The organism is Nocardiopsis sp. iso_238, from assembly GCF_056173325.1.
Genome location: NZ_CM149668.1, coordinates 5,241,956 through 5,264,246 on the forward strand (window position 1 = coordinate 5,241,956; position 22,291 = coordinate 5,264,246).

At 71.9% G+C, this 22,291-nt stretch carries 16 protein-coding genes; 8 read left to right on the forward strand and 8 right to left on the reverse strand.

What is annotated here, in order from left to right:
* The first annotated feature begins 107 nt into the window (after nucleotides 1–107).
* Nucleotides 108–1,859 (forward strand): hypothetical protein, encoded by a 1,752-nt coding sequence (locus AC0VYL_RS23625; protein ID WP_475481543.1) that lies wholly within the window; start codon nucleotides 108–110, stop codon nucleotides 1,857–1,859.
* Between the two features lie 95 nt (nucleotides 1,860–1,954).
* Here the strand turns inward: AC0VYL_RS23625 and AC0VYL_RS23630 are convergent, their stop codons facing one another.
* Nucleotides 1,955–2,776, reverse strand: a complete 822-nt coding sequence (locus AC0VYL_RS23630) for an ABC transporter permease (protein WP_475456074.1) — start codon at nucleotides 2,774–2,776, stop codon at nucleotides 1,955–1,957.
* Nucleotides 2,773–3,699, reverse strand: coding sequence for an ABC transporter ATP-binding protein (locus AC0VYL_RS23635; RefSeq protein WP_475463214.1), 927 nt, complete (start codon nucleotides 3,697–3,699; stop codon nucleotides 2,773–2,775). The genes AC0VYL_RS23630 and AC0VYL_RS23635 overlap by 4 nt, the downstream gene beginning before the upstream one ends.
* Nucleotides 3,700–4,110: 411 nt before the next feature.
* Between AC0VYL_RS23635 and AC0VYL_RS23640 the strand changes: the two genes are divergently transcribed.
* The 5 genes from AC0VYL_RS23640 to AC0VYL_RS23660 all read left to right on the forward strand — a co-directional run bounded on the left by AC0VYL_RS23640 (nucleotide 4,111) and on the right by AC0VYL_RS23660 (nucleotide 9,164).
* Nucleotides 4,111–4,485, forward strand: a complete 375-nt coding sequence (locus tag AC0VYL_RS23640) for an RNHCP domain-containing protein (protein WP_475456076.1) — start codon at nucleotides 4,111–4,113, stop codon at nucleotides 4,483–4,485.
* Entirely contained in the window at nucleotides 4,482–4,922 is a 441-nt protein-coding gene (locus AC0VYL_RS23645; RefSeq protein ID WP_475456078.1) for an RNHCP domain-containing protein, read from the forward strand. The genes AC0VYL_RS23640 and AC0VYL_RS23645 overlap by 4 nt, the downstream gene beginning before the upstream one ends.
* A gap of 129 nt (nucleotides 4,923–5,051) precedes the next feature.
* A complete protein-coding gene (locus AC0VYL_RS23650) occupies nucleotides 5,052–5,621 on the forward strand; it encodes a DUF1707 SHOCT-like domain-containing protein (protein WP_475483570.1) in 570 nt (189 codons plus the stop codon).
* 144 nt (nucleotides 5,622–5,765) lie between these two features.
* Nucleotides 5,766–7,157 carry a class II fumarate hydratase gene (locus tag AC0VYL_RS23655; RefSeq protein WP_475456080.1) on the forward strand — a complete coding sequence of 464 codons (1,392 nt, stop codon included), beginning with the start codon at nucleotides 5,766–5,768 and terminating at the stop codon, nucleotides 7,155–7,157.
* A gap of 180 nt (nucleotides 7,158–7,337) precedes the next feature.
* The gene (locus tag AC0VYL_RS23660) at nucleotides 7,338–9,164 is read left to right on the forward strand and encodes a serine/threonine-protein kinase (protein WP_475481544.1); all 1,827 of its coding nucleotides are present in this window, start codon (nucleotides 7,338–7,340) and stop codon (nucleotides 9,162–9,164) included.
* 98 nt (nucleotides 9,165–9,262) lie between these two features.
* On the opposite strand, the gene AC0VYL_RS23665 is transcribed toward AC0VYL_RS23660, so the two are convergent.
* Together AC0VYL_RS23665 and AC0VYL_RS23670 are read right to left on the reverse strand one after the other, a co-directional pair.
* Nucleotides 9,263–9,913, reverse strand: coding sequence for an aggregation-promoting factor C-terminal-like domain-containing protein (locus tag AC0VYL_RS23665; RefSeq protein WP_475456084.1), 651 nt, complete (start codon nucleotides 9,911–9,913; stop codon nucleotides 9,263–9,265).
* 58 nt (nucleotides 9,914–9,971) lie between these two features.
* Complete coding sequence (locus AC0VYL_RS23670) at nucleotides 9,972–10,676, reverse strand: aggregation-promoting factor C-terminal-like domain-containing protein (RefSeq protein WP_475481545.1); 705 nt, start codon at nucleotides 10,674–10,676, stop codon at nucleotides 9,972–9,974.
* A 431-nt stretch (nucleotides 10,677–11,107) separates the two neighbouring features.
* Here AC0VYL_RS23670 and AC0VYL_RS23675 point away from each other — a divergent pair, with 431 nt between their 5' ends.
* Nucleotides 11,108–15,145 (forward strand): SCO7613 C-terminal domain-containing membrane protein, encoded by a 4,038-nt coding sequence (locus tag AC0VYL_RS23675; protein WP_475481546.1) that lies wholly within the window; start codon nucleotides 11,108–11,110, stop codon nucleotides 15,143–15,145.
* Nucleotides 15,146–15,239: 94 nt separating this feature from the next.
* Here the strand turns inward: AC0VYL_RS23675 and AC0VYL_RS23680 are convergent, their stop codons facing one another.
* The 3 genes from AC0VYL_RS23680 to AC0VYL_RS23690 all read right to left on the reverse strand — a co-directional run bounded on the left by AC0VYL_RS23680 (nucleotide 15,240) and on the right by AC0VYL_RS23690 (nucleotide 18,371).
* Nucleotides 15,240–16,598: a PhoH family protein gene (locus tag AC0VYL_RS23680; protein WP_475456090.1), complete on the reverse strand. Its 1,359-nt coding sequence runs from the start codon at nucleotides 16,596–16,598 to the stop codon at nucleotides 15,240–15,242.
* Nucleotides 16,599–16,904: 306 nt separating this feature from the next.
* Nucleotides 16,905–17,666 (reverse strand): isoprenyl transferase, encoded by a 762-nt coding sequence (locus AC0VYL_RS23685; protein ID WP_475456092.1) that lies wholly within the window; start codon nucleotides 17,664–17,666, stop codon nucleotides 16,905–16,907.
* A 93-nt stretch (nucleotides 17,667–17,759) separates the two neighbouring features.
* Complete coding sequence (locus AC0VYL_RS23690; protein WP_378745480.1) at nucleotides 17,760–18,371, reverse strand: RNA polymerase sigma factor; 612 nt, start codon at nucleotides 18,369–18,371, stop codon at nucleotides 17,760–17,762.
* Nucleotides 18,372–18,684: 313 nt separating this feature from the next.
* On the opposite strand from AC0VYL_RS23690, the gene AC0VYL_RS23695 reads away from it, so the two are divergent.
* On the forward strand, nucleotides 18,685–20,052 hold the full coding sequence (locus AC0VYL_RS23695) for a serine/threonine-protein kinase (RefSeq protein WP_475456094.1): 1,368 nt from the start codon (nucleotides 18,685–18,687) through the stop codon (nucleotides 20,050–20,052).
* 201 nt (nucleotides 20,053–20,253) lie between these two features.
* Here the strand turns inward: AC0VYL_RS23695 and AC0VYL_RS23700 are convergent, their stop codons facing one another.
* A complete protein-coding gene (locus AC0VYL_RS23700; protein ID WP_475481547.1) occupies nucleotides 20,254–22,287 on the reverse strand; it encodes a thioredoxin domain-containing protein in 2,034 nt (677 codons plus the stop codon).
* Nucleotides 22,288–22,291 lie beyond the last annotated feature (4 nt).

Below are 22,291 nucleotides of genomic sequence, written 5' to 3' on the forward strand. Positions count from 1 at the left end.
GGTTTCGTGTTTCGGGTGCGAGTGAACAACTCGGTGTTTCCCGGCATCAGACTCGTCGTTGGCCCCGCGCCCGCGTCTGTCCCACGTACATCCTCGTCGGAGGTCCGATGTCCTACCCAGATCCCCCACAGCAGCCCCAGTGGCAGCCGCCGCAGCAGCCGGGCCAGGGGTTCCCCCAGCAGCAGGGCCCCGGCCAGCCGCAGTTCGCCCCGCCCCAGCAGCCCGGTCCCGGCGGCCAGTTCCCGGGGCAGCAGTACCCGGGCGCCGGCGGCCCGCCCCCGCAGGGCCCCGGCGCCCCCATGGGTCCGGGCGGTCCCGGTGCCCCCATGGGTCCCGGCGGTCCGATGGGCCCCGGAGGCCCCGGCCAGCCGCCCTACGGCGGCCAGTACTCGGGCGGCCAGGTCCCGCCCTCGCGCGGCGGCCGCAAGTGGCTGATCCCCGCGGCGGCCGGTGTGGCCGTCGTGGTCATGGGCGGCACCCTGTGGGCGGCCGTCTCGCTGGTCGACTTCGGCGGTCCCCAGCCCGAGTCGGTCCTGCCCGGTAACTCCGTCGCCTTCGGCAAGGTCGATCTCGACATCAACGGTTCCCAGGTCATGGACCTGATCCGCTTCTCCCAGAAGCTCCCGGACGAGATCACCGAGGAGACCGGGGAGGTGGAGGAGGACACCACGGGTGTCTTCGCCGAGGCCTTCGCCGAGGAGTTCGACGTCGACAAGGCCGAGGTGGACGCGTGGATCGGGCAGAAGGCCGGGATGGCCGCCTGGCCCGCCGCCAACGAGGGGGCCATCGTGGACGACGGCATGGCGCTCGCGATGGCGCTGTCCGTCAAGGACGCCGGTGCCGCCGAGGCCACGCTCAACGGGCTGCGTGAGGACGGCGACCTGGACTACGTGCTGGTCGACGACTTCGTCGTCATCTCCGATGACGAGGAGGCGATCAGCGAGTACAACGAGCAGATGTCGGCCCACGGCGACCTGGAGTCCAACGACACCTACAGCGGCGACCTCGCCGACGTGCCGAGCGGCAGCATCGCCCTGGCCTGGATGGACCTGGGCGCGTTCGGGAACCTGACCGGGGTCGACCAGGAACTGGCCGCCGAGCTCGGCACCGGTGTGGACGCCACCGTCGAGGGCCGGATGACCGCCTCCGTGCGGGTGGACGGCGACTACCTCGAGGCCCGGATGGACGTCTTCGGCTTCGAGGTGGACAACGAGGGCCTGACCTGGCTGGCCGACGCCCCCGGCGCGAGCGTCGAGGCCATGGGCGGCCTGCCCTCCGGCACCACGGCGGCCTTCGCCGGGAGCGGCATGGACCAGGCGCTGGCCACCGCCTGGGAGAACGACGGCCTCCCGTTCCTCGACGACGGTTCCCGCAGCGAGATGGAGTCGTTCTTCAACTCGGTCGGCGCTCCGCTGCCGGACGGCTTCACCTCCCTGCTGGGCGGCTCCACCGCCGTCGGCCTCTCCGGCTTCGAGGAGGTCTCCCTCGGCTCGGAGCCGTCCTTCGCGTACCACGCGGTCGGCGGCGACCAGGCGGCGATCGAGGGCTTCCTGGAGGAGTCCTTCGGCGGCCCCTACTCGTCCATGGTGATGCCCGAGGTGAGCCAGGACGGCGACACGGTCGTGGTCACCCACGGCGGTACCGGGTCCGGCCAGCTCGGTGAGGACGACGTCTTCCAGCAGACCATGCAGGAGATGGACGACGCCGTGGTCGCCGGGTACTTCGACCTGCGCGAGCTGCTGGTCAGCGGTGAGGTGAAGGCCCCCGGCGAGTGGGGCGCGGTCGGCGTCGGCGTGAGCGTGGTCGAGGAGGGCCAGCGCGCCGTGGTCGAACTGCGCTGGGCGCCCAGCGGGGGCTGATCACCCCGGGGTGACCCGTGAACGACACGACGGCGCGGGAGGGGCGACCCTCCCGCGCCGTCGTCGTCGCGGCCGCTCCCCTGGTTGAGGACCGCCTAGTTGACGACCCGGCGGCGCATCTGGAAGGCGGCCAGGTTCCACATCAGCACCACGAAGGCCAGCAGGACCCCGACGTGGCCGAGGGCCCCGAGGACGTCCAGTCCGCCGAAGACCGCCCCTCGGATGAGTTCGACCGCGTGGTACAGGGGGTTGACCATGGCGGCGGTCTGGACCCAGTCGGGCAGCTCGGTGAGCGGGAAGAACGTGCCCGCCATGAGGAACAGCGGGGTGAACAGGCCGCTGAACACGTAGTCCATGGAGCGCACCGAGGTGATCACCGCCGAGATCCAGATGCCGAAGAGCGCGAAGGCGAACCCGGCGAGGAAGGCGACGAACGGCACCAGCACCATCCCGAAACCGGGTTGGAGGCCGAAGCCGATCGCCACCAGCAGCGGTACGCAGCCGTACACGCCGGACCGCAGCGCCAGCCACAGGGCCTCGCCGGTGACGAGTTCGCGCACGTCCACGGGGGCGGCGAGGATGCCCTCGTAGGTGTGCAGGAAGCGGCGCTTGATGAAGGTGTTGATGACGGCGGGCATCATCGACTGGAACATGACCGACACGGCGACGATCCCCGTGCCGAGGAAGTCGATGTAGCTGAACCCGGCGAGGGTGCCGATGAGGGCTCCCATGCCGAACCCGAAGCAGAGCAGGTAGAGGGTGGGTTCGACCACCGCCGCGAAGGTGGTGGCCCGCCACGACTGCCCGTAGAGGATCCACTCGCGGGCGACCACCCCGCGGACCGCGTCGGCCTCGAACCGGCCCGGCCGGGCGTGCCGTTCCGGGCGGGCGTCCTCGTGACGCTGTGACAGGTTCATTCCACGGACTCCCCGGTCAGGGTCACGAACACGTCCTCCAGGTTGCTGTCCCGCCGGACGGGGGTGCCCAGCTGGTCCCGCGCCGACTCCGGAAGCTCCTCGGCGCGCAGAACGGACAGCGTGGTGCCGGTGCGCCGGGTGGTGAAGCCGTAGCCGTTGATCAGGCGTTCCAGTGCGGCCATCCCGTCCGCGTCGGGTGTGTACTCCTCGACGCTGGCCCCCGCGTACTTGGCGACCAGGTCGGCGGGCGCGCCGCGCTCGACGACCCTCCCCCTGGCCATGAGGGCGACCTCGTCCGAGAGGCGCTCGGCCTCCTCGATGTAGTGGGTGGACATCAGGACGGTGGCGCCCTCGTCCCGCAGGGCCGTGATCACCCCCCACAGCTCCTGCCGCACCTGCGGGTCCAGACCGACGGTGGGCTCGTCCATGAGGACCAGCTCGGGCCGGTGCAGGAGCGCGCGGACGATGAGCAGGCGGCGGCGCATCCCGCCGGAGAGGTCGTCCACGGGGGTGTCGCCCCGATCACTGAGCTGGGCCAGCCGCAGGGTCCGGGCGATGGCCTCCTTGCGGCGGGCACGCGGGACCCGGTACAGGAAGGAGAACATCCGGAGGTTCTGCTCGACCGTCAGTTCCTCGTCGAGGTTGTCGTGCTGGGGGACGACGCCCATGCGGGCCCGCGCCCACTTGGACTCGGCGGGGATCTCGTGGCCGAGGATGCTGATGGTGCCCTCGTCCGCGATGGACTGGGCGGTGAGCATCTTCATGGTGGTGGACTTGCCCGCGCCGTTGGGACCGAGCAGGCCGAGAACGGTCCCCTGGGGTACCTCCAGGTCGAGGCCGTCGACGGCTGTGAGCGAACCGAAGCGCTTCACGACGCCGCGCAGGTTCAGGGCTGGCACGGCGGAGGCCTCCCGGGAGCTCATGGCGGCGCTCCCCGGTACGGCCCGACCGGGCTCTGGTGTGGTCATGGGAACACGGTAGGCAGCGGACCGGGTGAAAATCCATCGTTTATCCGCACGCGCCGGACGCTGTTCGGGGGCTCCCACCGCCGCCGACCCGGCCGTCCACAGGCGCGGAAAACCCGTTGCGCCGCGCCCCGGCCCGTGTCTACCGTTGAGGGGTCGGAACCGATCACGGTGTCTGGGGCACACGCCGCGCCCAGGCCTAGAAGGACTGAGGACCATGCCCCGGAACGCGCCGAGCGCGCCTCACAGCCGCGCGGGTCTCCTCATGCCCCGACACCCTTCGGACGTCTGAACGGACCCGTTCCCCGTCGAGAACCGCTCGGCGCTCTTGCTGTCGTCTCCACACCACTCCAGCAAGGAGCCTCCGGGTTGTCCCACCACGATTTCGACCCAAGTACCACCGCGTCCGCGCGCACCGTCTTCGGCTGCGTGCTCTGCGGTCTGTCCGTCGCCCTCCTGGGCCCCGACGGCACCCCGCGTGACCACTGCCCGAGCTGTCTGACCTCGCTCCACGTCCACGACCAGGTCGAGGACGGCGTCAGCGACTGCGAGGGCCGCATGACCCCGATCTCCGTCGTCGTCGCCCGTGACGGCCGATGGCGGCTCGTCCACCGCTGCGTGCGTTGCGACGAGCTCTCCGAGAGCGCCGTGACCGCCGACGACAACCCGTTGGTCCTCATGCGGATCGCCGTCCGCCCGCTCGCCGAGCCGCCGTTCCCGCTCGAGATGTTCGGGGAGGTGTGAGCGTGGGTCGCGGCAACCAGCGGCGCGGCCAGCGCCGACAGCAGCGCCCGAAGACCGTCCTGCGGGCCCGGGGCGAACAGGGGCGGCACCACGGCCAGGCCGGGGAGTCGTTCCGCTGCGCCCACTGTCGGCTGGACGTCCCGCTGCGGGCGCCCGGCACCGCGCACCGCAACCACTGCCCGCACTGCCTCACCAGCCTGCACGTGGACGGCCGGGTCCCGGGTGACCGGGCCGCCGACTGCCGGGGCCGGATGGAGGCCGCCGGTGTCAGTGCCCGTCCGGACGGCGAATGGCTGGTCGTCCACCGCTGCCTGGCGTGCGGCGAGCTCAGCGCCAACCGGGTCGCGGGTGACGACAACGCCCGCGCGCTGGTGCGGATCGCGGTGCGGCCGCTTTCGGCCGCCACCCCGGCCCGGCGCGCGTTGACACGCCTCTGATCAGGCACGACCCGTGGTCGTCCGTGGGGCCGGGTCCGCCCGGCCCCACGGCCGCCGCCGTCGCGACCGCCCCGACGCCACCTCTCGCCTAGGCTCGGTGGGGTGAGTGAGGATGTGTCCCCCGCCCGGATGAGGGCGTCCAACAGTGACCGTGAACGCGTCAGCGAGGTCCTGCGCTCCGCTGTGACCGACGGTCGGATCGACATGGAGGAGTTCGAGGAGCGCCTCGACCGCGTCGAGGCGGCCAGGACCCTGGGGGAACTGCCGGAGCTCACCGCCGACCTGCTGCCCGCCGAGGAGCAGCCGCTCCAACTGGACCCGGAACCCATGGTCAGCTGGTTCACCACCCTCCGGCGGAAGGGGCGCTGGGTGGCGCTCCCCGACGAACAGGCCGGGGCGGTGTGCGGGCGCGCCGAGATCGACATGCGCGAGGCGCTGCTCACACACAACCACCACCGCATGACGGTCAGCACGTTCCTCGGCCGGGTCGTGATCGACGTCCCCGAGGGTGTGGAGGTCCGGCTCCACGGGTGGTCCTTCCTCGGAAGACGCAGCACCAACGCCCGCGGCAGCGCGATGTCCCACCCGCCGGTCCTGGAGATCGACGGCTTCTGCCTGTTCGGGACGGTGCGGGTCCGCGCGCCCAGGCGCCGCCTCCGCCTCGGCCGCCGCCGGGCCCGCCGCCAGCTCGGCGGTTGACGGGCGGGGTCGGTGCGAAGGTGGTGACCTGCGCTGATGTCAACATGACACGTGCAACACCGGGAACCCAGGGTGAGGTGCGTTGTGTCCTCCTGCGTCTGGCAGGCTTGAGGTCACAGGTTTTCCCAGGAGAGATGGGTTGCAATGAGTGAGTTCCGTATCGAGCACGACTCGATGGGTGAGGTCCAGGTCCCGGCCAAGGCCAAGTGGCGGGCCCAGACCCAGCGTGCCGTCGAGAACTTCCCGATCTCGGGCCAGGGGCTGGAGAACGCCCACATCGCCGCGCTCGGCGAGATCAAGGCCGCCGCCGCCAAGGTCAACGCCGAGCTCGGCGTGATCTCGGACGACCTCGGCAAGGCCGTCCGTGAGGCCGCCCTCGAGGTGGCCGACGGCAAGTGGAACGACGAGTTCCCGATCGACGTCTTCCAGACCGGTTCGGGCACCTCCAGCAACATGAACACCAACGAGGTCGTGGCCACCGTCGCCAAGGAGCGCACCGGCCTCGACGTTCACCCGAACGACCACGTGAACGCCTCGCAGTCGTCCAACGACGTGTTCCCGTCCTCCATCCACATCGCCGCCACCTCGGCCGTGCAGAACGAGCTGGTCCCGGCGCTGCGCCACCTGGAGGGTGAGCTCACCCGCAAGTCGATCGAGTTCGCCTCGATCGTCAAGAGCGGCCGCACCCACCTGATGGACGCCACCCCGGTCACCCTGGGCCAGGAGTTCGCCGGGTTCGCCGCGCAGGTCCGCTACGGCGTGGAGCGCCTGGAGGCCGTCCTGCCGCGCGTGGCCGAGCTGCCCCTGGGCGGCACGGCCGTCGGCACCGGCATCAACACCCCGGAGGGCTTCTCCGCCCGGGTCATCGCGGAGATCGCCGCCAACACCGGCCTGCCGCTCACAGAGGCCCGCGACCACTTCGAGGCGCAGGGCGCCCGCGACGCCCTGGTCGAGCTCTCCGGCCAGCTGCGGACCATCGCGGTCGGCTACTGCAAGATCGCCAACGACATCCGCTGGATGGGCTCCGGCCCGACCACCGGCCTGTCCGAGATCTTCCTCCCGGACCTCCAGCCGGGTTCGTCGATCATGCCGGGCAAGGTCAACCCGGTCCTGTGCGAGGCCATGCTCCAGGTCTCCTCGCAGGTCGTCGGCAACGACGCCGCCGTGGCCTTCGGCGGCGCCTCCGGCAACTTCGAGCTCAACGTGCAGCTGCCGATGATCGCGCGCAACGTGCTGGAGTCGATCCGTCTGCTGGCCAACGTCTCCACGGTCTTCGCGGACCGCTGCGTGGCCGGGATCCGGGCCAACGAGGAGCAGTGCCGCGTGTACGCGGAGTCCTCCCCGTCGATCGTCACCCCGCTCAACCGGTACATCGGCTACGAGGAGGCCGCCAAGGTCGCCAAGCAGTCGCTGGCCGAGAAGAAGACCATCCGCGAGGTCGTGCTGGAGCGCGGCTACGTGCGGGACGGCAAGCTCACCGAGGAGCAGCTCGACGCCGCCCTCGACGTCCTCAAGATGACCAACTCGCAGCAGTAGTCGTCGACACGGGTCCACGGGGCCCCGGGGCACCTCGCGGAAGCGGGGTGCCCCTCGTGCGTCACCTCACCGTTCCGATCCGGAACCGGCGGCCAAGCCGCCGGAACCATCCCCCTACCGTGGACATCGGAACCAGTAGTCAGAACTTCACGCACAGAGCCCGCTCCGAGAGGGCGACAGATGTCGAGTAACAGCCAGCCGACCATCGCGAACCGCTACGTCCTGCTCCGTGAGCTGGGCCGTGGCGGCATGGGGATCGTCTGGGAGGCGCACGACACGGCCCTGGACCGGGTCGTGGCGATCAAACAGGTACTGCTCCCCGGCCACTTCACCGACGCCGAGCGCGCCGACGCGCACGCGCGGGTGCGCCGCGAGGCCCAGTCCGCCGCGCGGATCAACCACCCCACCGTCATCACCATCCACGACGTCTTCGAGTACGAGGACGACCCGTGGGTGGTCATGGAGCTGGTCGAGGGCGGTTCGCTCCAGGACCTGCTCGGCAGGTCCGGGGCCCTGCCGCCGGAGGAGGTCGCGGACATCGCGGAGTCGCTGCTCAAGGCGGTGCGCGCGGCGGACGCGGCGGGTGTCCTGCACAGGGACATCAAGCCGGGCAACATCATGATGTCCGCCGACGGGCGGGTCATCCTCACCGACTTCGGGATCGCCACCATGGAGGGCGGTCCGGCCATCACGCGGACCGGCGCGCTGATCGGTTCACCCGAGTACATGCCGCCCGAGCGGCTGGAGGGCGGCCCGGCGGAGCACCGGGGCGACCTGTGGAGCATCGGCGTCACGTTGTACGCGGCGGTGGAGGGGAGCTCCCCGTTCCGCCGCGACTCCATCACCGCCGCGATCGCGGCGGTGATCTCCGCGCAGCTCCCGCCGATGACGCGGGCCGCGTGGCTGGAGCCGGTGATCGCCGGTCTGCTGGACCGCGACCCGGACCGGCGGCTCACGGTGGAACAGGCCCTGGACCTGCTGCGGCGGTGCCGCGACGGGGAGGGCCCGGCCTCGGCGGGCACGGCCGCCGCGGCGGGCGCCGCGGGTGCGGCGTTGGCCGCCACCGCCGTGAGCGGCCCGCAGACCCCCCATCCGGCCGCGCACCCCTCCGGCGGCTACTACGGGCAGGGTTCCTACCCCGGCCACGACCAGGGGCGGTACACGCAGGCGGTCGGCTCGGTCGGCTCGGTCGGGCACGGCGGCCACGGGGACCACGGCGGCCACGGCGTGGGCGGCCACAGCGGCCCCCAGCCGGCCGCGGCGCACGGAGCGGCGGCCCCGGCGGCCAAGAGCAGGCGCGGGTGCGGTCTCGGCGCCGTGCTGGCGGTCGGCACGCTGGTCCTGGCGGTGCTGCTGGTCGGCGGCCTCGTGGTGGCCCTGGCCATGCGCCCCTCCGGGCCCCCCGACGCGTCCCAGCCCGAGGTCTTCGAGCCCGGACGAGCGGAGAGCCGCGAACAGGTCGAGGACACCCCGGAGAGCGACATCCGGGTGGACGGGACTCCCCCCGAGTACGACGAGGAGGCCCTCCAGACCTTCGACTCCGAGTGGTTCTCGATCGCCTACCCGGGCGGCTGGTCGCCCGACGACAGCCGAATCTCCGAGTCCATCGCCGTGTTCGTCGCTCCGGGCATGGAGCACGAGGTCGTGGTGGAGGGCTGGGAGGAGACCGAGTTCACCGGCACCGCCGAGCAGTTCCTGGCCCAGACCAGCGGTGGCACCGACATCGAGGAGGCCACCAGCGGCTACGCGCAGCACGACTCCGAGAACTTCGACCGGGACGACTTCGAGGGCGGTCTGGCGGGGCTGGACGTCGCCATGGTCGAGGCCGACCTCGTCAACACCAACTGGGGTCAGCAGGAGCGTCGGCTCTGGGCGTACGCGGTGATCATGGAGCAGGGCGACCACCGGGTGTTCTACCTGGTGAGCGTGAACGTGCCCCTGGCGGAGGCGGACGACTTCGACAACGTCCACGAGGACGTGATCGAGACCTTCACCCCCCACAAGTAGGTCCGGACGGCGACCACCGCCGGACAGGGGAACGGCCCCGCGCACGGGTGCGCGGGGCCGTTCTCGTCGTTCGGGGGATGGGGGGACCGGGTGCCGGATCAGTACCAGCCGACGGACTGGGAGTGCGCCCAGGCGTCGCAGGGGGTGCCGTAGCGGTCCTTGATGTAGCTCAGGCCCCACGAGATCTGGGTGGCCGGGTTGGTCTGCCAGTCCGAGCCGTGGGAGGCCATCTTGTCGCCGGGAAGCGACTGCGGGATGCCGTAGGCCCCGGAGCTGGGGTTCTGCGCCTGGTAGTTCCAGTTGCTCTCCTTCTCCCACAGGGGCTCGAGGCAACTGTCGAACTGGTCGGCGCCCCAGCCCTCGGCGGCGACCATCTGGCGGGCGATGCCCTTGGGGTCGCCGGAGAAGGTCGGCTCCTCGTCCGCTTCCTCTTCCTCCTCTTCCTCTTCCTCCTCGATGTCGCTACCGCTGGCCTGGGTGGACTGCACCCCCTGGCCGTTGGCGGCGTCCCTCTGGCTCTGCGCTTGCTCGCGGAGCTCCAGGAGTTCGTCCTCTGTCAACTGTTCCGAGGCGGCGAAGAACTCGTCGCCCTCGGTCTCGGTGTCGGCCGCGGGTTCCTCGGACCTCGGCACGGCGGCGCTGGCCGCCACGTCCGGGTCCACACCGTCGTCCGCGAACGCGGAGACGGCGAACGTCGCACCGGCGACCAGGGTCGCCGCACCGACCGCCGCGGTACTACGCAGCGACATTCGGTTGAGTAGCACGATTGCCTTTCCCAAAAGGGGGTTAATGGCAGGGAAAAACCTATTAATACCAGTTGTTGGCCTGCGAGTGGGACCAGGCGCCGCACGGGTTCCCGTAGCGGTCCTTGATGTAGCTCAGGCCCCACGAGATCTGGGTGGCCGGGTTGGTCTGCCAGTCCGAGCCGTGGGAGGCCATCTTGTTCCCGGGCAGGGACTGCGGGATGCCGTAGGCCCCGGAGCTGGGGTTCTCCGCCGTGTGGTTCCAGTTGCTCTCCTTCTCCCACAGGGGTTCGAGGCAGCTGTGGAACTGGTCGGCGTCCCAGCCCTGGTCGAGGACCATCTGGAGCGCGATCTCCTTGGCGGAGCCCGCCGGGACCGGGGTGGCGGGGGCGGAGTTTCCGGACGAGCCGGAACCGTCGGAGGAACCGGTGTCGGAGGTCTCCTCCTCCTCGGGCTCGGGCTCCGGCTCCGCGATCTCGGCGCCGGTGCCGCTGGCGGACTGGACGGCCTGCTCGGCCGCGGTCCGCACGTCGTCCCGGCCCTGCTCGCGCTGGGTCTCGCGCTCGGCGTCGTCGACCGCGGGAGGGCTCGCGAAGAACTCCTCCCGGGGCGGCTCGGGCTGCTCCTGGGGGGTCGCCGCCGAGGCGGCCTGACCGGGGTCGAGATCGCCGGTCTGTGCGAAGGCCGAGACGGTGAACATGCCGCCCGCGACCAGAGCCGCGGCTCCGACCGCGCTCATCTGGCGCAGCGAGATCCGGTTGACTATCAAGATCGCCCTTTCACGTTGACGCACGCGTGCCCTGACTGGGATCTCGCGTGGTGTGGGTCGCCGCCATGGGACCGCGTGGCCCGTCGTGTCTGCCGTGGAGGGGACGGAGTCGCCGTTCGACCGTCCACGGAGCGGGGCTCCCACACGGGAGGGGGTTCTCGGTGCAGCGCACTCAGCCTGCATCATCGTCACGGTGAAGTAACGCCAGTTTTACCGTGTCCTGACTCACATCACGGAATGTGCGCACTTTGCGCACTTCTGACCTGCAAGGGAACACAAAGAGTCAGGGGCGCCCCGACGCCCTGGCCCTGTGTCACTCATCTCCACCGTCGCTGGGGGAGACCGAGGTCACCGGGCTTCCCGGGCCGCGCACCGGCGACTGAGTACCCGTACGGATGCGCCGCGCCGGGTCCGCGAGGAGCATGGCCGGTATGAACGCCCACGGACTCCCCCAGCCACCCCCCGGCGCCCCACGCCACTGTCCCGACTGCGCGGCTCCTCTCGGCACCGCCGGTCAGGCGTGCCAGCGCTGCGGGCTCAGCCTCGTCGGACCGACCGCCCAGCGACTGTGGTGGATCGACACGGAGCTGGCGACGCTGCGCGGACGGGAGCGCGCGCTCTCCCAGGAGCGCCCCCACGTCCTGGGCCGTCTGCGGCGCGAGTCCGTGGCGCTGACGAGCCGTGCGGTGCCCGTGCCCGCTCCCCCGGCCCCGGTCCCGGCCCCGGCGGCTGTCGGGCCGCCCGCCACGGCCCAGCAGCGGTCCGCCCCGGGGCCCGAGCGGTCCGGTGAGGTGAGCCAGCGCTCGGCCCAGAACGTCATCCTCGGCCTCGGCGGCCTCCTCATCGGCGTCGCCGCCCTGGTCTTCGCCATCTGGACGTGGAGCGACCTGAGCACCGGCACCCGTGCCGCGGTGCTCGGTCTGACCACCCTGACCTTCGCCGGGCTGGCCCTGCCGCTGCACCGGCGCGGGCTGCGCGCCACCGCCGAGACCTTCGGATCGGTGGCCGCCGGCCTGCTCTGCGTGGACGCGCTCGCCCTCTGGCTGCTGAGCGACCGGATCAGCAACGGCCCCGGGTACACGGCGGCCGCGCTGGCGGTCATGAGCGCGCTCCTGCTGCTCTACCCCGCCCTGGTGCCGCTCCGCTCGCCCCGTGTCCTGGCCGCGCTGTTCGCTCAGCCGGTGCCGGTGCTGCTGGTGGTCTCGCTGCCGACCGACGCCAATCCGGGCTGGGTGCTGCCGGTGATCACCGCCACCGCGCTCGCGGACCTCGTCGCCGTGCGGCTCCTCGGTGAACCCCGGCCCGGGATTCCGGTCCGCACGCTGCGGGTGTCCGCCGTGGTCCTGTGGGTACTCACCCTCGTCGCCACCGCCGTCGCCGTCCTCTCCGCGGCCGTCCACGCCTCCACCGACCCCGTGGGCTGGTGGTCGATGGCGACCACCCTGATCCTGGCCGGGGCCACCGGTCTGCTGCTGGCCCGGTGGCCCCGGGCCGGAACCGCGCCGAGGACCTGGCCCGCGTCCGCGGTGGTCGGCCTGGGCTCCCTGGCCCTGGCCCCGCTCGTGGCCGGTCCCGCCGAACTGCCGGTCCTGCCCCGCCTCACGGCCGTTCCGTGGAGCCTGGAGCCGTCCGCCATGCTCCTCCCGGCCGCGGAGCTCCTCCAGCTGGACCGGGCGAGCACGCTGCCCCCGCTGAACCTCGTGTACCTGGCCGGGGTCCTGGTGGCCGCCGCGCTGGCCGTGGGGACGGTCCGGCTGCTGCGCCGCTCCGCCCTGCCGGTCGCCCTGTCCCTCGTCGCCCCCGCCACGCTGCTGGCGCTCCCGCTGCTCCTCTGGCTTCCCCAGGTCGTGGCGGTGGTGTGGGCTCTCCTGGTCGGCGGCGGCCTGGTGCTGGGCTCCGTGCTCCTGGGCCGGTGGACCGGCGCGGTCCCGGTGGTGACCGGGACGCTCACCCTGGTCACCGGCCTGGTCTGGGCGCTGCCCGAGCGGTACATGACCCTGGCCGCCGTGCTGATGCTGGCCGCCACGGCGCTGGTCTGCGCGGTCGGTGCCCGCCGGTTCTCCACCGGGGCCCGCCCCGAACCGGGCGGCCGGGCCGCGACCCTCCACATGGGAGCCACGCTGCTGTGGGCCCTGGCCCTGGTGGTGGGCGTCGCCTTCCTGCTCGGGAACCGGGGCGCGGACGACACGGTCCAGGCCCACTGGTGGCTGCTGACCGCCGCCGCCCTGCTCTCCGGGGCGACCGCCCTGACTCTGGGCCGGGTCACGCCCCCGGTTCCCAGCGGGACCGCCGACGCCGCACGGTCCGCCTCCGACCCGCGCTGGCTGTTCAGCGCGGTGGGCCTGGCGCTGCTTCCCGCGGCCCCGCTGCTGGCCCTGCCGGGAGACTCCCCGGCACTGTCCCCGTTCCCCGGTACGGCGCCGCTGTCGGCCCCGGTCCCGGCCTTGTGGGACCCGGCGCACGCGGTGCTCGGGGTGCCCGCCCAGACAGGTCTCCTCTTCGTTCTGGGCGTGCTCGTGGCGGGCCTCCTCGTCCTGGGGCTGGTGGCCGTCGTCGACCGCCGCTGGTTCGCGGCCGGTGCGGCCCTGACGGTACCGCCGACCCTGGTCCCGCTGCCCGTGCTGGTGGGAGCACCCTTCCTCCCCACCGTCGTGTGGACGACGCTGGTCGGCGCGGCCCTGTTCCTCTGGACCTCCCGGCTCCGCGGCCCGCTCCCCTGGCTTCCCGGAGTGAGCGGTCTGGCCACGATGCTGCTCGGACTCGTCTGGGCACTCCCCCAGCAGTACTCCGCGCTGGTCGCCCTGCTCCTGCTCGCCCTCGCCGCGCTGGTCTCCGCGCGGCTGCGCCACGACCTGGATCCGCGCGCGGCGGGCTCCCCCGAGCGGTTCGTGTACGGGCTGACCGTCACCGCGTGGGCCCTCGCCCTCGCCTCGGGCCTCGCCCTCCTGGTCGCCTCCTCCGTCGTGGGAGCCGCCGGTCAGGCCACCGGGTGGCTGCTGGCCGCCGCCGCCCTCGTGCTGGGCGCGACCGCGCTGGTGCTGGGCCGCACGGACCGTGAGCGGTCGGTGCGGCGGGAACGACCCTTCGCCCCGGCCTCCCTCGGCACCGCGGGCGTGCTGCTGATGGCTCTGGTCCCGCTGCTGGCGGGCCCGCGCGGGCTCCCGGCCCTGGCCCTCTTCTCCAGGTCCCACGTCCTCGGCGGGGCACCGCTCTCCGCCCTGCTGGAGCCCGCGCACGTGTTCGTGGGTGTTCCCGGACCGAGTGACGCCCTGAGCGCGCTCACCGTCGCGGCGGGGCTGCTCACCGCGGGGACGCTGGCGCTGCTCGCCGTCCTCCTCGTGGACCGGTCCCTGCTGGTCCCGGTCGGCGCGCTGGTGGCGCCCCTGACCCTGCTCCCGCTGCCGGTGGCGCTGGGTCTGCCCTTCCTGGTGGCCCTGCTGTGGACCCTCGTGGTCGGCTCCCTGCTGCTCGCCGGGGCCGCGCTGCTCCGCGACGGCCGGGTCTCCTGGATCCCGTGGGCGAGCGGCCTGTTCTCGCTGGCCCTCGGATTCAGCTGGGCGCTCTCGGAGCGCTACTCCACCGTGGCGGTCCTGATGGCGGCGGCCGCGCTCCTGTCCGTCGTCACCGCTCTCGCCCGCACCAGGTTCGTGGCGATCACCTCCACCTCGGTGTCCACGGCGGCCACCGGCGGCTTCGCCCTCGCGCTGCCGCTGGCCCTGGACGCTCCGGTCGAGTACGCGGCCCTCGCCCCGCTCGCCGTGGTCGCCGCCGTGGCGGCGGTCGCCCCACGCCTGCGTGAGCCGCTGGTGACGGCGGCCGAGATCCCCGCCGCCGCGTGGGCCGGGGTCACCCTGCTGCTCTCCGTCCTGCACGGCGGACGCCTGGAACTGGTGGCCACGGCCCTGGCGGTGGTCGGGGTGATCAGCCTGGCCAGCGCCGTCCGCCCGCACCGCCGGTGGTACGCCGGGGTCGGAGCCGTGCTGATGTTCCTGGCCCTGTGGACGGCCCTCGCCTCGTGGGAGGTCACCGTCCCGGAGGCGTACACCGCCCCGCCCGCGCTCGCCTTCCTGGTGATCGGCTGGGAGTGGTCGCGCCGGTCCGCCGAGGTTCCGTCGAGCTGGCTCGCCTACGGCGGCGGTCTGGCGCTGCTCCTCGGCCCCACGGTGTGGGAGGTGCTGATGGGGGACGACACGGTCTGGCGGCTCCCGGCGGTGCTGGCCACGGCTCTGGCCGTCACCGTGTGGGGCCTGCGCCAGCGCCTGCTCGCCGTCCTGGTCCTGGGGGGTCTCACCCTGCTCGTCACGTCGCTGCGGGCCTTCGGGCCGCCCCTGTGGGAGCTGGGCCAGCTGGCGCCCAACTGGCTGCCCTTCGCCGTGATCGGCGCGGCACTGCTGTTCGTGGGCGCCCGCTACGAGGCCAGCCTCGCCCGCCTCAGGCGGGTCGGCCGGTACCTCTCCCGGCTCCGGTAGCCCGAGCCGCGCACACGGGTGCGCCCGCCGCACGGCTCGTGCGGCGGGCGCACTCACGCTGTCCCGGTTCGGGGCCCGAACCGAGGGCCCAGACCTAGGCCTCCAGCATCTCGGTGACGAGGGCGGCGATGGGTGAGCGCTCGGAGCGGGTCAGGGTCACGTGGGCGAACAGCGGGTGGCCCTTGAGCTTCTCGATCACCGCGACGACCCCGTCGTGGCGGCCCACCCGCAGGTTGTCGCGCTGGGCGATGTCGTGGGTGAGCACCACCCGCGAGTTCTCCCCCAACCGGGACAGCACGGTCAGCAGCACGTTGCGTTCCAGGGACTGCGCCTCGTCGACGATCACGAAGGCGTCGTGCAGCGAGCGGCCCCGGATGTGCGTGAGCGGCAGGACCTCCAGCATCCCCCGGTCCACGATCTCCTCGATCACGTCCTCGCTGGTCACGGCGGACAGCGTGTCGTGCACCGCCTGACCCCAGGGCGTCATCTTGTCGTTCTCGCTCCCCGGCAGGTAGCCGAGCTCCTGGCCGCCCACCGCGTACAGCGGGCGGAACACCATCACCTTGCGGTGCTGGGCCCGCTCCAGGACGGCCTCCAGACCGGCGCACAGCGCCAGCGCCGACTTCCCGGTGCCCGCGCGGCCGCCCAGGGAGACGATGCCGACGTCCGGGTCCGTGAGCAGGTCGAGGGCGACCCGCTGTTCCGCGCTGCGCCCCTTCAGACCGAACACGTCCCGGTCCCCGCGCACCACCTTCACCGACTTGTCGGCCTGCACCCGCCCCAACGCCTTGCCCTGCTCGGAGACCAGGACCAGACCGGTGTGGCAGGGCAGGTCCATGGCCTGCTCGATCTCGCTCTCACCGGCGGAGAACAGTTCGCCGATGTTGTGGGCGGGCACGTCCAGCTCCGCCATCCCGGTCCACCCGTGCTCGATGGCGAGCTCGGCCCGGTACTCGTCGGCCGGGAGGCCGATCGAGGAGGCCTTGATCCGCATCGGCAGATCCTTGCTCACCAGCATGACGGAGTTCTCGTCCGCACGCTCGGCCTGCAGGTTGCGGGCGACCGTGAGGATACGGGTGTCGTTGTCACCGAGCCGGAAACCCGCGGGCAGGATCGTCGGATCGCTGTGGTTGAGCTCCACCCGGAGCGTGCCGCCCATGTCGTTCACCGGGACGGCCACGTCCAGACGGCCGTGGGCGACCCTCAGGTCGTCCAGCCGACGCAGGGCGTTGCGAGCGAAGTACCCGAGTTCCGGGTGGTGACGCTTGCTCTCCAGTTCGGTGATCACCACCACGGGGATGACGACCTCGTGTTCGGCGAACCTGGCCATGGCCATCGGGTCGGCGAGCAGGACGCTGGTGTCGAGCACGTAGACGCGCGTGCCCTCTCCCACCTCCGCTTCAGGGGCGGCGGGGGACTGGGTGTCGCGGTGATCGGTCGAGGAACTAGCCACTCGTTCTCCCCTTGGGCACCGCGTGGGTGCCCTGCTGTCACGGGATCATGGAGGACCGGGACCAGGCCCACGAGGGCCGGGTCCGGCCCTCCTCTTCGACATCCCGCCGGGGCGGAGAAGATCAACGAGACGGGGCCTCCCGAACGGATGGGCGAACGCCATCCGCTGTTGTCGACGCTACGCGGCCGAGAGCCCGTTTTCCAGGTCCCGTGCCCACCATCCGGTGAACTCCGCGTTACGGACCCGCCGTGGACAGACACGGCGCGCCCCGCGGAACGGGGGCGGGTGGGGACGAGGGTGCGGGTGTCAGGAGCCGAAGCGCCGGTTGCGCGCGCCGTAGGCACGCAGCGCGCGCAGGAAGTCCACTCTGCGGAACGCGGGCCAGAAGACCTCGCAGAAGTAGAACTCCGAGTGCACGCTCTGCCAGAGCATGAAACCCGAGAGGCGCTGCTCGCCGGAGGTCCGGATGAGCAGGTCCGGATCGGGTTGTCCGCGCGTGTAGAGATGCCGAGCGATGTCCTCGATGTCCAGGCGCTCTGCCAGCTCCTGGATACCGGTGCCCTTGGCCGCCTCCTCCTGGAGGAGGGACCGAACCGCATCAGCGATCTCACGTCTACCTCCATACCCGACGGCGACGTTGACAACCAGCCCGGGGTTGCCGGATGTGGCCTCTTCCGCCTCTTTCAGGGCACGGGCGGTGGAATCGGGCAGCACGTCGAGCGCTCCGACGGGGCGGGTGTTCCACCCCTCCTTGCGCAGTCGGGCGATGGTCTCCTCGATGATGCGCACGAGGGGACCGAGCTCGGTCTCGTCACGGGTGAGGTTGTCCGTGGACAGCATCCACAACGTGACGACCTGCACACCGATCTCGTTGCACCAGCCGAGCACCTCGAAGATCTTGTTCGCCCCGGCCTGGTGGCCTTGTTCGGCGCCCGGAAGACCGCTGCTCTTGGCCCAGCGCCGGTTGCCGTCCATGGCCACACCGACGTGCCTGGGAATCTCCTGGCTGGTCAGGCCGCGTTCGAGACGCCGCTCGTACAGCCAGTACAGGGGGTCACGGAGCCCCATTGGCGAAACCTCTCAGAGCTGGATCTTGGGACGGCGCACTCCTGTGACGGATGTGCCGACGGGGATGCCTCCAGAGTAGTTCGCCCGTGGGCGTCACGTCACGGCGAGCGATTTGCGCACGTGTTTGCGGCCCTGATGGATGCGGGACTTCACCGTGCCCAGGGCGAGGTTCAGTTCGGAGGCGATCTCGTTGTAGTCCATCTGGCACAGGTCGCGGAGCACCAGGGGGGCGACCAGGTTGGGGCGGTCCTTCTCCAGCTGGTCCAGCGCCTCCAGCAGGTCGATCCGCGAACCGGCGATGACGCTGGTGGTGCGCGGGTCCCGCTGGTGCGGCATGCGCTCGGCCTCGGTGGGGAACTCGGCCGACCGGCGCTTCATGGAGCGGTAGGTCTGACGGGCGGAGTTGGACACCACGGTGTAGAGCCACGTGGTGAAGAGGGAGTCGCCCTTGAAGCTGTCGATCTTGCGGGCGACCCGCAGGAGCGCGTCCTGGCAGGCCTCCTCGGCGTCCTGGCGGTAGGGAAGGAACCGGGCGCAGCGGCGCAGCACCTCGGGCTGGATGCGGCGCAGGAGGTCGTCCAGGGCCACAGCGTCACCGTGCTTGGCGCGGCGCGCGAGCTCCTCCAGCTCCTCGTCGACGTTGCTGGCCACCCGACGTCGGGGGGTGGGGGTCTCCTCGTTCTCCGAGTTGTCACTACTGTGCATGGCTCATTCTCTTCCTGGCTTGCGGCAGACGTCCGATCGTCCGTACGAACGCGTACGCGCCCACTTATGAGAGGGTCACACGTCAATGGGACGTCTATGAGCCCCGCTCGGCTCCCGCCTCGCGAATCCTCATGATCTCCGCCCCGGTGCACATGGGCGCACGGAACTCGAAGGGCACCTCCAGTCTCCATGCCCCGAAGGCGTCGACGATACCCGGGGGAGGGGATCATATCCACGGAAGTCAACGTGAAGGCGCAGATGGTGTATTAGTGGGCAACGACCGCGTATTCACCCCCGACAGACCGAGGCGAAGATGAGCCAACCGGAGGCCTTCGGACGTTACCGCGTCATCAGGCGCCTGGGTTCCGGTTCCTTCGCCACAGTCTGGCTGGCGCAGGACGATCTGCTGAACTACCCGGTGGCCATCAAGGTACTCGCCGAGAACTGGGCGCACCAGATGGACATCCAGCACCGGTTCCTGGAGGAGGCGCGCATCCTGCGCCAGACCGACTCCACGTGGCTGGTGGCGGTGCACGACGTCGACGTGCTGCCCGACGGGCGCCCCTACATGGTGATGACCTACGCCGACCAGGGCAGCGTGGCCGACCTCGTACACCGGGGCCAGCTGCCCCTGGACGAGGCGCTGCGGCTGCTCACGGAGATCGGCCAGGGCATCACCGTGCTGCACGGCCACGGCACGATCCACCGGGACATCAAGCCCTCGAACGTGCTCCTCCAGTCCTCCCCTGTGGGCCAGCGGGTGCTGGTGGCCGACCTCGGCTTCGCGAAGGCGATCGACGAGGCCTCCGGCTTCACCGCCGCCGCCGGGACCCCCGGGTACATGTCCCCCGAGCAGAGCATCCCCGGCGGGGACCTGGACGTCCGCTCCGACGTGTACTCCCTGGGCGCGGTCGCCTACGAGCTCATCACCGGACGGCCGCCGTCCCGCCCGCCGGTGAAGGTCGCGCCTGGCCGGATTCGGCCAGGTTTGCCGCCGGCCCTCGACGAACTGATCCTGTCCGCGCTGTCGGTGGACCGGGAGAGCCGCCCCGCCGACGCCAAGACCTTCACCGACCGGGTCCGCGCCATCCGTATGGCGCCCAACGTGCCCGAGGACTCCTCCTGGTGGCGGCGCTACCGGATGCCCTGGCAGCGTGCGGGCGCCCTCGTCCTGGCCTGCGGCCTCCTCCTGGCGGGGGTCAGCTCCTCCCTGGGCTCGCCCGGCATGATGTTGACCACCGTGCGCAACTCCGCCCTGGAGATCCGCGTGAAGGTGCCCTCGGTGTGGGCCCGGGAGTTCCACACCGACCAGGACTCCCGCGACTCCGTCGCCGAGGCCGGCGCCGGACCGGGCCTGCTGGCCGCGACGGACGTGGACGACTGGCACTCCACCGACGTCCCCGCCTACGGGGTCTACGCGACGGTGGTCCCGGGAGCGCCGAACCTGGACTCCGTCGCGGACACCAAGCCGTGCCCCGGGCCGCCGGAGGAGCGGGCGATCAACGACGACGAATGGCAGGGCCTGGTCTGGGAGTGGCCCGAGTGCAACGGCAACGGGGCGTTCAGCTCCGTCGCCGTGCACCCGCCGGACACCCCCAGCACCGTGTACCTGGAGATCCGTCAGCCCGAGTACCGTCCCGACGTCGTGGACGAGATCGTGGAAGGCATCGAAATCCTCTGACCCGGGACCGCCGTTTCCCCTCGGCGGTGTTCCGCGTGTTCGAGGCGGAACGGCCGGACTCCCCGAACGAATAACCCCCCTGTGGCCGTGGCCTGCCGTTCGACCATTGGGAGCGCCTCGGAGAGCACCCGAAGAACGGGTGCCGTCCGGGCGGCCAATGGCGAATGAAGTTGATTTTTCAACCAAATGCGGCGAGGCCGACTAAAGGGTCAGCTGGGCCCGGAGTTCCTCCGGGGTGGTGACGGGGAGTTTGCAGACGAAGCCCTCGCAGACATAGGCGGTGGCCCGGCCTCCGACGCGCACCCGCTGTTCGAGGAGCGGAACTCCCCCGCTGTCCTCGCCGTCCCCGCGTGAGAGCACCGTGCCCAGGGGCGCCGACCGCAGCACCGTGCGCACCAGCTCCTCGGTCTCCGGGGCGCCCGGCTCGCCCACGACGGCGACCGCGCGGGGCCCGCTCAGCAGGGCCTCGCCCGCGGCCAGGCCCCAACCGGCGAAGCGCGGGGCCTTCTCCGCCAGCAGGGGAACCACGTTCAGGGCTCCCTCGGCTGCGGCCCGGTAGCGTTCCCCTCCGGTCAGGGCCGCGTACGAGAGCAGCGCGGAGGCGGCGGCGAACCGGCCCGAGGGGGTGGCGTTGTCCGTGGGGTCCTGCGGACGGCTGAACAGCCGCTCGGCGTCGTCGGCGGTGTCGTAGAACCCGCCGTCCTCGTCCCCGAAGTGGTTCAGGACGGTGTCGAGCAGGTCCCCCGCCTCCCGCACGTAGCGGGCCTCCCCTGTCACGCCGTGCAGGGCCAGCAGCCCCTCCGCGAGGTCGGCGTAGTCCTCCAGGACACCGGCGCTGGGTCCGGGGCGGCCGTCCCGCGAGGTACGCACCAGCCGCCCGTGGACCAGGTGGGTGTCGAGGACGAGGTCGGCCGCCTCACGGGCGGCCCGGATCCAGTCGGGGCGTTCCAGGAGCGCGCCCGCCTCCGCCAGGGCGGCGATCGCCAGCCCGTTCCACGCGGCGACCACCTTGTCGTCGCGCGCGGGCGGGACCCGGTCGGCGCGGGCGCCGAGCAGGGCGGCGCGGACGCGGTCGTAGCGCTCGGGGTCGTCGGGGTCCTCACGGAGCTGGAGCACCGAGGTGCCGTGCTCGAAGGTGCCCTGCGGGGTCACGTCGAAGAGCGCGGCGGCCCAGGCCCCGTCCTCCTCCCCCAGCAGCTCGGTGAGCTGGTCGGGGGACCACACGTAGTAGGTGCCCTCCTCCCCCTCGCTGTCGGCGTCCAGGGCCGAGGCGAACCCGCCCTCGGGGGTGCGCAGGTCGCGCAGCATCCAGTCGGCGGTCTCCTGGACCACCCTGAGCATGAGCGCCCGACCGGCCGTCGCAGCGGGGTCGGAACCCACCGGACGCCGGGACAGGCGGGTGTAGGCGCGCAGCAGCAGCGCGTTGTCGTAGAGCATCTTCTCGAAGTGCGGGACCACCCACGCGCCGTCGACGGTGTAGCGGGCGAAGCCGCCGCCGATCTGGTCGTACATGCCGCCCCGGGCCATGGCCACGGCCGTGCCGCCGGCCATGAGCGCGGCGGGTGTGGGCTCGTCGGAGCTCTGGAACGGGAAGGTGCGCTCGTGCTGCGCGGTGAGGAAGGACAGCAGCATGGACGGCGGGAACTTGGGCTCGTCCCCGAACCCGCCGTTGACGACGTCGTAGTCGCGGATCAGGGCCTGCACCGCCAGGTCGAGGTCGTCGGCGGTGGGCGGCGGGGAGCTGGCCAGGCGGCGCGGGGCGCCCAGCGCCTCCACCACGCGGCGGCCCTGGTCGAGGAGGTCGGCGCGCTGGTCCCGCCAGGCGGTGCCGACGCCTTCGAGCAGGCGCTGGAAGTGGTCGCGGGGGAAGTAGGTGCCGCAGTAGAACGGTGCGCCGTCAGGGGTGGCGAACACGGTCATGGGCCAGCCGCCCTGGCCGGTCATGGCCTGGGTGGCCTCCATGTACACGGCGTCGACGTCGGGGCGTTCCTCGCGGTCGACCTTGACGTTGACGAACAGCGCGTTCATCCGGGTCGCGGTCTCGGGGTCCTCGAAGGACTCGTGGGCCATGACGTGGCACCAGTGGCAGGCCGCGTAGCCGACGGAGATGAGGAGGGGGACCCCGCGGCGGCGGGCCTCCGCGAAGGCCTCCTCACCCCAGGGCCACCACTCGACGGGGTTGTCGGCGTGCTGCAACAGGTACGGGCTGGTCGCGTCGCTCAGGCGGTTGGGCATGGTT